Here is a 13959-nt window from a genome sequence, read left to right as displayed (position 1 = left end):
AATAAATTGTTGACGTTAAGCTGTGCTTCTTATATCTAAGAAATGTACTGGGACTGCCTTATAACCATAAACGTGTTTATCGCATCTACCGTGAGCTTGAATTAAACCTTAGAATAAAGCCTAAACGCCGTATTAAGCGAGACAAACCGCAAAAGCTTGCTGTGCCCACTTGCCTCATCGTAGGGTCTCAGGCGTGCAACCTATCTTTGGCGCTATGGCTTTGATGGCTGACCAAGTGGATGGGTAGTCGTCTTTAGTTTCAATTAGTATACAGACGGCGCGCTCTTTCATTTCAGGGGTATAGTTTCGTGTTTTCATTGTCGTATTCTCTTGGAGCGTTGAGTCTCCGACAATCCCGGGGCGGTTCAATATTCAAGTCCTCACTAGGGTACTGTTATTACTATCTTAACATTCTATTAATTCATCGGTCTTTAAAGTTCATAAAATCCAAGCGTCATAGAAGATAGTCAATACTAGGCCAGCAATAACTCTACAGTGACCTCAAAATAATACTCATCTTTGATAGCAATATTTACTTTGCCTTTATGGGCATGAACGATAGCCCGAACAATAGACAATCCTAGTCCTGTCCCTAAATGTTGACTGCTTGTCTTATCATGACGATAGAATCGTTCAAACAGCTTTTCAGCTTCACTCTGCTCTAGTGGTTTGTCTAAGCGATTAGTTAGGACGATTTTTAACAATCGTTGTTTTGCGGCTAGAGCCTCTTCTTTTGAACCATCAAGGCCGATGCCTGAGGTAATGATGGTAGCTGATACTGTGATAGTACTGGCACTCGCAGCGTAATAGATGGCATTTGACAGCAGATTAGCAAATAATCGCTGAAGCAAACCTTCATCACCTAATACTGTCACAAATTCACCCCATTTTTCAAAAGTGATCTCACGATCCTCGGCCAGCATTTCATAGTAGTCAACGAGCTTAGTCATTAAGCGCTCAGTATTTACATTACCAATTTGCGTGTCGCTTAAGCCTTTTTGAGTTTTTGCCAGCAGCAACATATTATTAATCATAGCCGATAGCTGCTCTAACGTGTCATGTTGATGATGTAGCTGCTCAATGTATTCATTGCCATCTCTTGGCTTATTCAACATGACTTGCGTTTGCGTACTAAGCGTCGCTATTGGGGTACGGAGTTCATGGGCAATATTATCTGAAAACCGAGATAAAGATTCAAAGTTACTCTCAAGTTTGACCATCATCGAATTATAAGATTGTGCTAGTGATCGTAGCTCTAAAGGCATATCACTGACGGTTATTCTTTCATCCAGTCTTTCAGGGTTAATTCTTTTCATTTTTTGTACGATAGTGGCTAAAGGTGCAAACCCCCAGTACACACTGAATGCAGCTACTGACACCAGTAGTAAGGTGATCGCGAATAAAATCATACTAAGCTGACGATTAAAATGGATGAGATAGTGGTGATGGACATCGATGGGGAGGGCAATAAGTGCCAACAACTCTTGGTGTTCGATGATGATGGCTCGGTAATTTCTATTTTTTATCTCAACCGTGAATTGTTGATCACGATAGACTTGCCACAATTGTGGCAAGCTGAAATCTGAAGGTAGGTCGTTGGCAAAGCTGGTTGGATCGCTAGATAATAGCGTACCGTTTTTATTTGCGATGACAGTCTTTAAGTCATAATCACGCTGAGAAGAATGTAGATGATTGGCGCCAATTAATGACTGAGATTTTGAAGCTGCTGCTGACTTTATCTGAGCATCAACATTATTGATGCTTCTGCGCAGGTTAAAAGCTGCATGCGTGAGAATCTCAGAGTCCATTTGTTCAAAGTGCCCACTAACAGAACGTTGCACCCACGCATAAATAATCACTTGAGAGATAATCACGAATACCGTGAGTAGAAAAACGGTGCGCCACAGTAGAGGCAAGCGTCGATTATCTAATCGATGTTTTATATTAAATAGTGCCAGTGTCGTCAGATTGATTGCTATCAAGCGCTGTATCGATAGCCTCTAACCGGTAGCCCATCCCACGCACCGTATGAATCAGCTTTGCCTCATGGTCATCGTCTATCTTTATGCGCAGACGTCTTATCGCCACATCAATCACGTTCGTATCATTTTCAAAATTCATATCCCATACTTGCGAGGCGATGACTGAGCGTGGAAGCACTTCACCACGGCGCTCTAATAAAAACTGTAATAACGAGAACTCCTTTGCCGTAAGCTTAATAGGCTTCACTCCTCTATGCACCGTGCGCTTGGCAATGTCCATCTTGAGATCCGCTATTTGTATAATCGTACTTTGATAATCGGTTTGATTGGCACGTCGCAATAAGCTTTTTATTCTGACTACCAATTCTGCAAACGCAAACGGCTTGGTTAAATAATCATCGCCACCAATCTCAATCCCTTTTATCTTGTCACTCAAGTCATCTTTTGCCGTTAAAAATAGCACGGGAGTATGCTTACCTGCCGCTCGGTAATTACGCACCAGCTCAAAGCCACTAACATCCGGTAGCATGACATCCATCAGTATCACGCTAAATTCTTCAGTCATCAATGCGTGATAGCCATCTAGGCCTGTTAGATGATGATCCACAATAAACCCAGCTTCGGTTAAGCCCTTTTTTATATATTCGCCAAGTTTCAACTCATCTTCTACCAGCAGTACTTTCATTGTAATTCCTCAATACGATCAAGATTGTCTAACGTTCTAACCAGCACAAGTGACAGCATTGATTGGTAGCTGACAAAGATGTCATGTGCTCGTAATCAAACTGTCAGTTTTATTTTGCTAATCTATATAAACGGTATATAGGTGCTCGTTTCCAATACCTAGCTACTATCCAATACTTAGCTATAGTCAAGTCAATTTAAAAATGACACAACGAGATTAAAGGCTATTTTTCGCAGCATCAAAAGACGAAGTCACAGCAAGCAAGGAAAATAGTATTTAATCGAGTGTGTTTGTGATGCTATATCAGTTTTATTTGGGCTTTACTATACGATGAATTATTTTTATCGGTAATCAATTTAAATAACTTACAAAAGAGGTTTTATATGAAGATTCACGGCTCATTTAAAAAAGTAGTACTGCTATCAGTCTCGGCGCTCATCGGGATTACTACTGCTAATGCGCATACGACTGATCTAAGCACTTCAATCATCAATAACTGCGACGCTGTGACTGAGTTTGCAAAAAACTTGGATCATAACGATGCTCAGCTCTCAAATTCACAAATGAAAAGCTATATCGATGCAAGAGTGGCTTGTGAGATTGAACACAAAGATCAACATCTACAGTCTGAAAAGTACTTCATCAACAAATATGGTAGCGATAAGTAATATCAGCTCTGATGTCATACTAAAGGATTACTGACAACATTAAAAACCATAAATAATAAGATGACAGAATTGTAATCTAACAGTCATCTCTGTGTCAGAATCGCTACAGTATGCTCTAAGGTAACTTAATATTCTGAAGTCCTACTGACTTCATAGCCAATCAAGGATGAGTTATGTCACTTTTTAAATCAATGCCACTGTCTCAATCAATCGTAGCAGCTGCTGTAGCCTTGGTCGTTTCAACCTCTGCACTGGCACACGATCCAAAAATGCATGCCGAAAAAGACCAAATGAATTGCGAAAAAATAGCAAAGCACATGCAAATGATGAAGGAAATGGATCATAGCAAAATGGATATGAACGATCCGGCCATGAAAGCTATGATGACCAATATGAGCAAAATGAAGCAGATGTACCAAAAACATTGTATCCCTAGCAAAAATGATTCTTAAAGATGTTTATAGCGTTTTGATGTTGTTGGACAAGGTGGTCGAGCAATAAGCGGATAGGAATAAAAATGGATTTTTAGGACAGACCTATGAAGTTTTTATTAGGAATACTTTTTACCGTCTGTATCATCATGATAGGTATTTTTATTGTAATAACTAGCGGCGTGATAAATATCGGTGCTGATCAAGCCCATAGCCCCTTAGTCTATAACTTTTTAGAGACAGCACGTAGTCGTTCAATTGAACATGCCAGTAAAGATATTTTGGTGCCAGACTTACAAAAGGCAGAAATGATCAGTTCAGGTGGCGCAGATTACAAAGAGATGTGTGCTGGTTGTCACTTGTCGCCGGGAGTCGCGGGTACAGACCTGAGTAAAGGACTGTATCCACAACCACCAAATTTTACTGACGCAGATGTCGTTAAACGATACCAAAGTGAAGACGGTGCCAAAAAAGGTTTTTGGGCAATAAAACACGGCATTATGGCATCAGGTATGCCCGCATGGGGTGCTTCTCATGATGATGATAGGATGTGGGCAATGATAGCTTTTATCAGATCGCTACCGGATTTGAACAAAAACCACTACACGATGTTAACGACTCGGCTAGATGATGAAACGCTAAATATGTCGTTTGATAGTGATATGGGCATGTCAGGTAATGAGTCTGATATGCAGCATTGAGTATTCATGAATATACAGTGCTGCATAGTGCTGTTTTTATGATTTAAGTTTTAAAATTTATCGGTATAACTTGGTCAATATTATGGCTTCAATGCTTATAGATTGATCGCTAGATAGGCGCTTAGGAGTGATTTTATGAGAGGCTATATCAATAGATATATGAATACAAATAGTCTTATATCAAGTCATATACTTACAAAAATGGCTGTTTTACCATTATCATTAACGATAGCTGCTTGCAGTCAGCCTAATATTGCAGCTGAATCAAAGCCTGCAAATGAATCAGCCAGTGCTACGCAAAGTACATCAGAGGTGAAGCTAGAAAGCAAAACAGCACCCGCTAGCGTTCATTCAAACACTCAATCAGCGGTTTTGCACAATGTTTCAGCCACTGTTTATAAAGATGCCAATTGTGGTTGTTGTAAAGAGTGGGTTAGTCATGCTGAAGGTTATGGCTTAAATGCAACTGCTCAAAATGTTGAAGATGTATCGTTATTTAAAGACCGTTATAGCGTACCCCAGCAAATGCGCTCTTGCCATACTACAGTAACTACCGATGGCTACGTTTTTGAAGGTCATGTGCCTGCTAAGTATATGGCGCAGTTCATAAAGAATCCGCCACGTGATGCAATCGGTCTTGCCGTACCTAGTATGCCTGTTGGCAGCCCAGGTATGGAATATCAAGACAAATTTATGCCTTACAAAGTGATGCAACTAAATAAAGATGGGTCAACAGCTGTTTATGCAACTATTGACACACCGCAGCAGCAAATCTAGCTTGGTTATCGTTTAAATATAGTCGAACCACTATTAAAGTGTTACAGCGTTAGACTCGTTTAGCCTACTACTGTAGTACTTGCACTCGTCTGCCTTGTACCACTTTTAATATTGATTGACTATAGCTTATAAAGCTCTATTAATAAGCGGCCAAAGGCATAGACTTAGCTGATAAATATAGACTCAACTCTCACTTTATGGATATAAATCAGGTAAATTATTATGAACAAAACTATGCTTAACCGCAGGCGTTTTTTGACAGGATCTTCTACCTTGTTAGGGGCATCCATGTTGTCCACCCTACCGTCTATTGCCAATAGTGCGCTCGGTAAAGGTCAACAAAACGTCGCCGTCAATAGTGACAAAGCCGACCATATCGTACCCATCTTAACCGGTAATGAGTTTGACCTTTATGTCAGCAAAAAGCCGATTACCGTCAATGGCAAGTCGAGTATAGCGACACTGATTAATGACTCGCTACCAGCGCCAACGCTAAAGATGCAAGAGGGCGAGACTGTCACCATCCGTGTCCATAATCAGATGAATGAGTCGACCTCTATTCACTGGCATGGTCTGCTCGTACCTTTTGAGATGGATGGCGTACCAGGCATCAGCTTCGATGGTATTCCCGCGAACAGTACCTTTACTTATAAATTCAAACTTAAACAATCAGGCACCTATTGGTATCACTCACACAGTGGCTTTCAAGAACAAACCGGTATGCGTGGTGCTATTGTCATTGAGCCAAAAGGCCGTGAGCGTCACCCAGTCGCAGAAGACCATGTGATCGTGCTGAGTGATTGGACGCACCGCGATCCGCACAATCTATTGAAGCTGCTCAAACAGCGCGCTGACTTTGATAACTACCACTTGCCAGATTTCAAAAAGCTACTATCTGATATTGCCGCAACAGATCTAGAAGCCGCTTATGACAAGCGCAAAATGTGGAATCAGATGCGCATGATGCCAACGGATTTTACCGATCTATCTGGTGAAAAGACCTTTACGTACCTGATGAATGGTAAGACGACAGCCGCCAATTGGACGCAGTTAGTGAAAGCAGGACAGCCTGTTAAACTGCGCTTTATCAATGCCTCAGCACAAACCATCTTTGATGTGCGCATACCTGGTCTCAAAATGACTGTAGTGGCAACCGATGGTATTGATGTCGCACCCGTTGCAATTGATGATTTCCGCATTGGGGTGGCTGAAACTTATGATGTCATCGTAACACCAACCAAAGAAGCGCATACCATATTCGCCCAAAATATTGACCGATCAGGCTATGTTGCCACTACACTTGCTACCAAAAAAGGCGCACGTGCTGCGATACCTGCTATGGATAGTATTGAGTGGTTAACTATGGCTGACATGATGGGTGCGATGGGAGATAAAGGCTACAAAGCAAAGCATGCTAAGACCGAATATGACTTTAAATCAGATATGCGCGTAGACAATCCACGTATGAACCTTGATGATCCGGGTATCAATCTGCGTAATATTGATAGAAAGGTATTAACTTATGATCAGCTTCGCTCTGTTGATGAGCAAGTGCTAGCAGAGCAGCGTAAGCCTACCAGAGAGATTGAAATACATCTAACTGGAAATATGGAGCGTTATATCTGGGCATTAGATGGGGTTATGTTTAAAGATGCAACGCCTGTAAATATTAAGCCTAATGAGCGTGTACGCATTACTTTAGTGAATGATACGATGATGAATCATCCTATGCATTTGCATGGAATGTGGAGTGATTTGCGCACGCCATCAGGAAATTTTCAGGTACGTAAGCATACGATTGTGGTTCAACCTGCGCAAAAGATTAGCTTTGATGTGACGGGTGAAGTTGGACGATGGGCTTGGCATTGCCATCTGCTATACCACATGGAAGCCGGCATGTTCAGAGAAGTTGCCGTCGTTTAACAACCTTTTGGATATGAGGCTTATTATGAAAACATCTAAGAAAAATCTGCCATTCATTGGTTTGTCATCGTTATTTTTGTTCGCATCATCGCTTGCAACAGCTGCTGAAACGTCTCATATGGATCACAGCGGTATGGATATGTCTGGTATGGATCACAGCGGTATGGATATGTCTGGTATGGATCACAGCGGTATGGATATGTCTGGTATGGATCACAGCGGTATGGACATGTCTGGCATGGATCATAGCAGTATGGATATGTCTGGTATGCAAGGTGGTGAACCACCAGCCGATGCTCGTAGTCCAGACTATTCAAATGGGGTTCCCTACGGGCAGTATGGTAAGCCAATGATGATGGGCAGCATGCCGTTATGGGGAGTGTCAGTAGACGACTTGGGCTATCAGTTTGATGACGATCAAATCAACTTCGAAGCGACGGGTTGGTACGGTACGGATAGTAATCGTATAAGGCTACGTACCGAAGGTAGTGCTCAGACCAAAGATGATAAAGAAATCGATAGCTTGAGCTCGCTCGCTTATTGGAAACCACTGAGTATCTTTTGGAACGGTGAGGCCGGTGTCGCTTACGATACTGAAAACGACAAATCTGCAGTGATGGCAGGTATTGTCGGTACCGCGCCATATTTTATCGAAACGGACGCTAGGGCGTACTTATATACCGATGGTCAACTTCGTCTTGATTTGGGCGCAGAATACGAGTGGCGTTTGGATCAGCATTGGGTAGTTATACCGGAGGTGGGGTTGACTGCCTTTAGTAAAGATGACCATGATAATGACATTACCAAGGGCTTTAATGAGATGGAAACTGAGGTCAGGCTTACTTATGAGACATTCAGTCGCCAACTCGCGCCTTACATCGGTATGAGTTATGAGACAGCGCTTGGCAAGGCTCGTGGTCAACGACGTCAACATAATGAATCGGTTGATAGCAGTAGTTTGACAACGGGGGTTAAATTCTGGTTTTAATATTATTAAAATAATAGGAGATATACTATGAATGCTTCAGATCAAAACAACATGAATCATCAGCAGGGCATGAACCCTTATGTAAAGTTCACCCTGATGATTGTGACGTCTACGATTGTGATGTATATCATGATGTACTTCAATACCTACCAGTGGGATCACATTTACTTTAGTGAAACCAGGGCTTATATGGCGCTCTACATGGGTGCCGGTATGGCAGTCGTCATGTTGGCATTTATGACTAATATGTATAAGAAGACCAAGATTAACTTGATGATTTACGGTCTGAGCGTATTGATGTTTGCTGTCGGCATTTGGGGCGTGAGATCGCAAGCAACGGTTAATCAAGTCGATTGGATGCAGGCCATGATACCGCATCACTCGATTGCTATTCTCACCAGTAGTCGTGCTGATATTGAAGATCCGCGTGTGCAGCAGCTTGCTGACGATATTATAAAAGCACAAAAGCGTGAAATTGATGAAATGAAGCAGTTGATTGATGAGCTGGAATAAAGGGTATTGATATCGCTGTTTGAACCTTTACACATTGTCCTTAAGGAGTCGTTTTTATGAAACATGTGGCCAAGCAAGCGCATATCACAAGTAGTAAATACGACAAAGTGCCAGAAGGTAACAACGGCCTCGTTGCCTAAGTTTAATCAGGTCCCAACGATCACTTCACCAGGTGGCGTGACAGTAGCTGTGCCAGTTGAAGTTACTGTTGATGCTAATAATAAAGCCAAAGCCGCTATTCAAAAAAGCCAAGAAGAGCTAGGAAAGATCGCCCTTAATCTTTCTAAACAACCGGGTTATGAGTATTTGGCGGCACTGGATAAAGATAACGATATCAATTGGGTACAAGTTGATCTGATTCAAAAGAATTGGAACTATACCCAAGAAGGATTGACACCAGGGGCGGCAGCGTTAATCGCTATTGCTGTGACTATAGCAACCAGTGGTGCTGGTGGCGCTGCTGGTATGGGTGCAACACTTACAGGCACAACAGGCACAACAGGCACAACAGGCACAATGGGCACAGCATCAACTGCTGCATTTTCAAGCCTTGCTGCGCAAGCCTCGGTCTCTTTGATTAATAATAAGGGTGATATTAATAAAACACTTAATCAACTGGCAAGTAGCGCAACGGTTCGTAGTATGGCAACCGCAGCGTTAACGGCAGGTGTGGGAGCTAAGCTAGGTCTTACAGGTAGCCCTGACTATAGCTTTTCAGAGAACTTAGCTAAAGGTATTGGTAGAGGCGTTACTCAAGCCGTTGCTGAAGCGGCACTCAATGGTGCTAGTTTTGAAGAAGCTTTAAGGAATAGTTTACGTGGCGCGTTAGTTGATGTAGTTGCCGCTGAAACATTTGGAAAGTTTGTAAAAAGCTTTGAAGGTGATGACTTTGCGGATGCTCTTGCTCATAAGTTGGCAGCTGGAGGTGTAGGTTGTTTATCCGCTAAAGCTAAGAATCAAAACTGTGATGCTGGAGCCTTAGGTGCCATCGTTGGTGAAATGGTTGGTGATTATATGGTTGAATTGGGCGCAGAAGGCAACTTGTCTCCTGAACAAATATCAAAAATTACTAACGCTGCTAAATTATCCGCGGGTACTATAGCCATGTTAGCAGGTGTTGATGTAGATATAGCAGCCAATAGTGCCGGAACTGCAGTTGAGAACAATAGTCTTCAAGAACTCGAGATGTGGTTCCCTAATGAAGATATTAGAGACCCTAATTTTTCTAAAAAAGAGCTTGAAGCTATAAAAAGGCTTCCTGACAACATTGCAGCGGTACATGAATATTATAACGATATGACGATCGTTAGCTTTAATGCCGGTATGGTAGGCTATACAGTAGTCATCAACAACAAAAATGGTAACATGTGGGTTACTGGTGTTGAGAAAATAAATAAGAATGGGCAAACTTACTATTCAGTTGTACCAGAAGTCGGTATTAATTTGAATATAAGTGAATTAGCAAAGGCAGTCTCAACATCTAATGGTAAGGTAACTCGACCTGTAGGTGTGTCAGCATCTGTGAACTTTGGCAGTATTTTAGGGGGTGGAATGGAGGCATCTGATATTGACGAAGTGATTAAAGGTAGTTCTGTAGGCGGGATTATATGTCATGGTGCTTGTTTGGGTGGTATATATACCAAATCAAAGGATAAGGTATTTACTTACGGCATAGGTTCCAGTCAAGTTGGGGTGAATGGTGGTAACATGGTCCAAGTATCTGCACAAAAACGGCAGCAAGTGCTAACCTTGTTAGGCATTAAGAAATGAAAAATGTGATCTCTATTGTAAGAACCGTTTTTATTACAGGGGTGATATCGCTTTTTTTACTGATTTGGTGGACGTTTTATATAGACGGGTCTATCGGGTTTGGTGGTGAAACGCCGTCAAGAGAAGACAGGCCATCAATGCAAGAAGTCACCTCATTACTAGATGATGTGACTAAAGGGCTTCCTACTCCAGATCGGAATACTGAGAGATCAAAAGATGTGGTTAGGTCTGCAGTCAAAGTTTATGAAAATCCAACTCAAATAACTGTTCATCAATTAATGCAAAATATCACTGATCAAAAAATTTGGAAAAAAATACTTACAAAAGATTCTAACAAGCAGGAATATTGCTATGATCAATATAACCTTATTATTAATCAAGAAAATAAGGATTATACTGTATTAGGTAAAGGTATAATTAACTATCTATTTGTACGTGTATCTTGGACAGATTCTAGTCAATGTCGTAAAGCCTATCTTAAGCGTTTAAATTCTAGAGCGTCTTAAACCACCCTTAAGTAAGGTTGAAATGGTGACATCTAACCTATAGCTTGTATACCATTACTTACTTAACAGTGCAAAAACATCGTAAGTAACTCTGATCAAATACCAGAGTTACTTCTAACAATTCTCTAAATCAATTATTGATAATAATCGGATAAGAAATAGTCCTCGGTGCAGGTGGTGGCGCAGTTCGTACCACTTCCGTTACGGGCTGACCTGTTGCTTTATCCTTAATCCAAATATCAGCGTAGCTATCTCCACTAAACCATGCCGTACCAATGTCAGTGACAAAGTCTAACTGATAGTTCCTATTGGCCTCAGCGGTGAAGCTAAGTTTAGTCGGTTTAGTATAGTGCCCTGCCATACGATAAGTAACGGTCATTGTGTGTTCGCCTATAGTAAGCGGATAGACATTGTCCCAAGTGTCGCTGTAACTTTCCTTTTTATCTTTAGGTACGCGCTTACCATCAATCTCCATGATATAAGCGATACGATCACCAACGAGCTTGGTATGTCGCGGCTCCATTTTACCCATAATCGTTGCGCTCTCCCCTGGCACAGGTGGCTGATAGATCAGCTCGCTTGGTAACTCTTTGACATTTTTCATGCTTATACAAGCGGTCAACAACGGTAACGCACACACCAACACAGTCCACTTCATCACTTATCCTCAGTAGAATCCGTTCAATTAATAGTCGTAGTCTTTCATCATTTTTTAAAAACATTCGTTGGTAAAAATTTGACGTTTATAGTTTACCTTTTTATCTTTCAATCAGTAATATCTTTATTAGAAATTAACGTAATAGTTAGGACATAATAAACTTTTAAGCGCATCTTTACCGCTGTCTCAATATATCCTTACGCCTCAGCTGATCTGCAAACTTCTAATACATCCATGGGCTTGATATCAGTTATAGGCATGATGCCAAGGTATGCATTTAGCCGTTTCAGCTTCATATAGTTATTTTTGATAGTATAGGGGGCTATATGAGTCTTGCGGCCCCTGTACTCTTCAGCAACCATAGCGAATGTATTTTTAGACTTAAGCAATTGCTTGCGCTCTTCATCTCTTTTGGTATCGCGTGGATCATCACCGTTAGCAAGATGATACTTAATATCAGTCCGCATCTGTCTTGCAGCTGCTAAAGTGATCTCTGGGTATTCACCTAGTGTTACTGTGACACGCTTTCTTGTGATAGGTGTCGTATAGTCAATACGCCATGTTTTTGTGCCGGCCTTACTGATATGTAAATAAAGACCACCGCCATCGTTTAAGGTATAGGGTTTATCCAAAGGCTTAGCCTTATCGACTTGAGTATTGGTAAGGGGCTTGACAGTTTTTTACCATTTTTACAGTAAGCAGGGGGTAATTATGGGTATATAAAGCAAGGTTTGGACAATAAAAAACCCCTAAAAGCCTTGTTGGAGGGGCGTTAAGGGGTATTTTAGTATATTCATGTGGTGCGCCCACAGGGACTCGAACCCCGATCGATCGCTTAGGAGGCAACTGCTCTATCCTGTTGAGCTATAGGCGCATTATGGGGTGACATTGTAGGAAAAAGCAGTCATAAAAGCAATCAACAAAAGACAAATAGAGGCAATTTGTCATTTATCTCCATTGCTAAGAGCATCAGCGACATCTACTGGATTATCGCCTGATTCTTTTTTTGTCCGTGATGTTGGTTGAAACAAGTCGTTTACGCTATTCTTATAACCATTAATATTATAATAATCGTATTTCTCTAAAATACCTTGGCCCGTACTTGAGAGTAAGAAGTTGCGAAAACTAACGGCAACCGTACGGTCTGTCAAAATAACGCCTTCGAGTTCTTGCTTGTCTTTCAAGGCATAATTAAAGGAGGTTAGTGTACGTGCCTCTTTATTATCGTTCTCGGTAGCTGCCTGTTCACTATTAGCATTTTCACTATCAGTATTTTCGCTATCGGTTTCATCCTCTGTAATAACTGTATTGGCGTTTGCCTTACTCTGGTTATCTTGGTGTTGAGACGCTGTCAGCTTTGCTTGTAGTTGCGCGAGACGTTCTGCCGATAGCCTATCATTTGCGATAATGATGTCTGTATTAAAAGCGGCGTCGCTGTCGTTGTTAGCATTGATATCATTATCTAATAAGGTTAAAAGTGTGTTTGGTGCCACATAGCTTGCTAACACTTGAATATGAGGATAACGAGATTCAAAACTGACAATGATATCGTCCAATGGCACTTGCAGGCTTTTTGCTGCACGGACATACAGGATGCTATCAGGCACAGTTTTGGCAGTCTTATCGCCTTTGGCAGCTTTAGGTTCATTCTCACTTGCCATGATAGGTAGCGGATCTATACTTTTACGATTGTGGGTCCACAACCACGCAATCAGAGCGATAAAAATTGCTAGCAGCAATAAAATTAGCCCAGCCAGTAGCAGCTTGTAGTCTTTCATATATTACCGCTCTTTTATTAATGGATTCAGTTCAAAATTTACATAAGACACTATAGGTGATATATGGCTTGCGTCAAAGCTTTTGATCGAATACTTCATTGGTTAACTCAGTCAGCATCTCTGCAAACACATCTGTATTCACAAAAGAAGACATAGACGCTGGGGTTTTATTCTCAGTACGGTTATTACTAAGCGAGGCAGGCTGGCTATCAATCGCTTTTGCATAGGCTGTCGCTTGATGTGCAGCCAATGGCGACTGACCGATCATAAGCTTGTCTTTTAGCCATTTAAACCCATGCGCCTCCCACCACGCTTCAAAACGTGATAAGGTGCTACCACGCACTGCAATAGGCAAATCTAATGTACGTAATTTTTGTGCCAATACAGGATCGCTGATGGCTTGGTGAATGCTCAGATAAAGGGAGCTACTATCGTCAGTATAAGGACGTCTGTTTTGCCATGATTTATCATCGATTTTCATACGCGGTAATTGCCATAGCTCACCACGATAGTAAACAACGTATAAACGTTGTTTCGGATGAACAAAGACGGCATCAATAGGACGCAAAGGCATAATGT

General features: G+C 41.5%; 15 protein-coding genes, 1 tRNA gene and 2 pseudogenes. 10 read left to right on the top strand and 8 right to left on the bottom strand.

Features of this window, described 5'->3' with window-relative positions; translation table 11 throughout:
- Positions 1-20 precede the first annotated feature (20 nt).
- A pseudogene (locus PSBA01_RS12185) lies at positions 21-167 on the top strand (IS3 family transposase); the annotation flags it as partial.
- 10 nt (positions 168-177) lie between these two features.
- Here the strand turns inward: PSBA01_RS12185 and PSBA01_RS12180 are convergent.
- The 3 genes and pseudogenes from PSBA01_RS12180 to PSBA01_RS12170 all read right to left on the bottom strand — a co-directional run.
- A pseudogene (locus PSBA01_RS12180) lies at positions 178-318 on the bottom strand (IS3 family transposase); the annotation flags it as partial.
- A gap of 155 nt (positions 319-473) precedes the next feature.
- Positions 474-1982 carry an ATP-binding protein gene (locus PSBA01_RS12175; protein WP_228724586.1) on the bottom strand — a complete coding sequence of 503 codons (1509 nt, stop codon included), beginning with the start codon at positions 1980-1982 and terminating at the stop codon, positions 474-476.
- Positions 1945-2667: a heavy metal response regulator transcription factor gene (locus PSBA01_RS12170; protein WP_075107096.1), complete on the bottom strand. Its 723-nt coding sequence runs from the start codon at positions 2665-2667 to the stop codon at positions 1945-1947. Before PSBA01_RS12170 ends, PSBA01_RS12175 begins: the two co-directional genes overlap by 38 nt.
- A gap of 383 nt (positions 2668-3050) precedes the next feature.
- Between PSBA01_RS12170 and PSBA01_RS12165 the strand changes: the two genes are divergently transcribed.
- The 9 genes from PSBA01_RS12165 to PSBA01_RS12125 all read left to right on the top strand — a co-directional run bounded on the left by PSBA01_RS12165 (position 3051) and on the right by PSBA01_RS12125 (position 10944).
- Entirely contained in the window at positions 3051-3335 is a 285-nt protein-coding gene (locus tag PSBA01_RS12165) for a hypothetical protein (protein ID WP_186474525.1), read from the top strand.
- A gap of 173 nt (positions 3336-3508) precedes the next feature.
- On the top strand, positions 3509-3787 hold the full coding sequence (locus PSBA01_RS12160; RefSeq protein WP_071001531.1) for a hypothetical protein: 279 nt from the start codon (positions 3509-3511) through the stop codon (positions 3785-3787).
- Positions 3788-3873: 86 nt separating this feature from the next.
- Complete coding sequence (locus tag PSBA01_RS12155; protein ID WP_186474524.1) at positions 3874-4467, top strand: c-type cytochrome; 594 nt, start codon at positions 3874-3876, stop codon at positions 4465-4467.
- 135 nt (positions 4468-4602) lie between these two features.
- On the top strand, positions 4603-5244 hold the full coding sequence (locus PSBA01_RS12150) for a DUF411 domain-containing protein (protein ID WP_186474523.1): 642 nt from the start codon (positions 4603-4605) through the stop codon (positions 5242-5244).
- A gap of 222 nt (positions 5245-5466) precedes the next feature.
- Positions 5467-7167 (top strand): copper resistance system multicopper oxidase, encoded by a 1701-nt coding sequence (locus tag PSBA01_RS12145; protein ID WP_286708314.1) that lies wholly within the window; start codon positions 5467-5469, stop codon positions 7165-7167.
- A 25-nt stretch (positions 7168-7192) separates the two neighbouring features.
- Positions 7193-8155 carry a copper resistance protein B gene (locus PSBA01_RS12140; RefSeq protein WP_186474522.1) on the top strand — a complete coding sequence of 321 codons (963 nt, stop codon included), beginning with the start codon at positions 7193-7195 and terminating at the stop codon, positions 8153-8155.
- 27 nt (positions 8156-8182) lie between these two features.
- Positions 8183-8668, top strand: coding sequence for a DUF305 domain-containing protein (locus tag PSBA01_RS12135; protein WP_058025818.1), 486 nt, complete (start codon positions 8183-8185; stop codon positions 8666-8668).
- A gap of 177 nt (positions 8669-8845) precedes the next feature.
- Positions 8846-10438: a DUF637 domain-containing protein gene (locus PSBA01_RS12130; protein WP_186474520.1), complete on the top strand. Its 1593-nt coding sequence runs from the start codon at positions 8846-8848 to the stop codon at positions 10436-10438.
- The gene (locus PSBA01_RS12125; protein WP_186474518.1) at positions 10435-10944 is read left to right on the top strand and encodes a hypothetical protein; all 510 of its coding nucleotides are present in this window, start codon (positions 10435-10437) and stop codon (positions 10942-10944) included. Before PSBA01_RS12130 ends, PSBA01_RS12125 begins: the two co-directional genes overlap by 4 nt.
- Positions 10945-11074: 130 nt before the next feature.
- Here PSBA01_RS12125 and PSBA01_RS12120 read toward each other — a convergent pair whose 3' ends face one another.
- From PSBA01_RS12120 to PSBA01_RS12100, 5 genes are all read right to left on the bottom strand, one after another.
- Positions 11075-11602, bottom strand: coding sequence for a hypothetical protein (locus PSBA01_RS12120; RefSeq protein WP_186474516.1), 528 nt, complete (start codon positions 11600-11602; stop codon positions 11075-11077).
- Between the two features lie 197 nt (positions 11603-11799).
- The gene (locus PSBA01_RS12115; RefSeq protein ID WP_228724585.1) at positions 11800-12234 is read right to left on the bottom strand and encodes a tyrosine-type recombinase/integrase; all 435 of its coding nucleotides are present in this window, start codon (positions 12232-12234) and stop codon (positions 11800-11802) included.
- 166 nt (positions 12235-12400) lie between these two features.
- A tRNA-Arg gene (locus PSBA01_RS12110) sits at positions 12401-12476 on the bottom strand.
- Positions 12477-12546: 70 nt separating this feature from the next.
- Entirely contained in the window at positions 12547-13380 is an 834-nt protein-coding gene (locus PSBA01_RS12105) for a hypothetical protein (RefSeq protein WP_186474514.1), read from the bottom strand.
- A 73-nt stretch (positions 13381-13453) separates the two neighbouring features.
- Positions 13454-13954: a hypothetical protein gene (locus tag PSBA01_RS12100; RefSeq protein ID WP_186474513.1), complete on the bottom strand. Its 501-nt coding sequence runs from the start codon at positions 13952-13954 to the stop codon at positions 13454-13456.
- Between the last annotated feature and the right edge of the window lie 5 nt (positions 13955-13959).

Origin of the sequence: Psychrobacter sp. KCTC 72983, assembly GCF_014280455.1 — a bacterium.
In the GTDB taxonomy this organism is placed as follows: Bacteria; Pseudomonadota; Gammaproteobacteria; order Pseudomonadales; family Moraxellaceae; genus Psychrobacter; species Psychrobacter pacificensis.
This window is presented reverse-complemented; position numbering and strand designations above follow the sequence as displayed.

What these genes read in the sequence shown, in the direction of transcription:
- PSBA01_RS12105 (WP_186474514.1), bottom strand. Translation starts at nt 13,380, where the DNA reads ATGAAAGACTACAAGCTGCTACTGGCTGGGCTAATTTTATTGCTGCTA.
- PSBA01_RS12120 (WP_186474516.1), bottom strand. Translation starts at nt 11,602, where the DNA reads ATGAAGTGGACTGTGTTGGTGTGTGCGTTACCGTTGTTGACCGCTTGT.
- PSBA01_RS12170 (WP_075107096.1), bottom strand. Translation starts at nt 2,667, where the DNA reads ATGAAAGTACTGCTGGTAGAAGATGAGTTGAAACTTGGCGAATATATA.
- PSBA01_RS12145 (WP_286708314.1), top strand. Translation starts at nt 5,467, where the DNA reads ATGAACAAAACTATGCTTAACCGCAGGCGTTTTTTGACAGGATCTTCT.
- PSBA01_RS12150 (WP_186474523.1), top strand. Translation starts at nt 4,603, where the DNA reads ATGAGAGGCTATATCAATAGATATATGAATACAAATAGTCTTATATCA.
- PSBA01_RS12100 (WP_186474513.1), bottom strand. Translation starts at nt 13,954, where the DNA reads ATGCCTTTGCGTCCTATTGATGCCGTCTTTGTTCATCCGAAACAACGT.
- PSBA01_RS12165 (WP_186474525.1), top strand. Translation starts at nt 3,051, where the DNA reads ATGAAGATTCACGGCTCATTTAAAAAAGTAGTACTGCTATCAGTCTCG.
- PSBA01_RS12160 (WP_071001531.1), top strand. Translation starts at nt 3,509, where the DNA reads ATGTCACTTTTTAAATCAATGCCACTGTCTCAATCAATCGTAGCAGCT.
- PSBA01_RS12135 (WP_058025818.1), top strand. Translation starts at nt 8,183, where the DNA reads ATGAATGCTTCAGATCAAAACAACATGAATCATCAGCAGGGCATGAAC.
- PSBA01_RS12125 (WP_186474518.1), top strand. Translation starts at nt 10,435, where the DNA reads ATGAAAAATGTGATCTCTATTGTAAGAACCGTTTTTATTACAGGGGTG.
- PSBA01_RS12155 (WP_186474524.1), top strand. Translation starts at nt 3,874, where the DNA reads ATGAAGTTTTTATTAGGAATACTTTTTACCGTCTGTATCATCATGATA.
- PSBA01_RS12140 (WP_186474522.1), top strand. Translation starts at nt 7,193, where the DNA reads ATGAAAACATCTAAGAAAAATCTGCCATTCATTGGTTTGTCATCGTTA.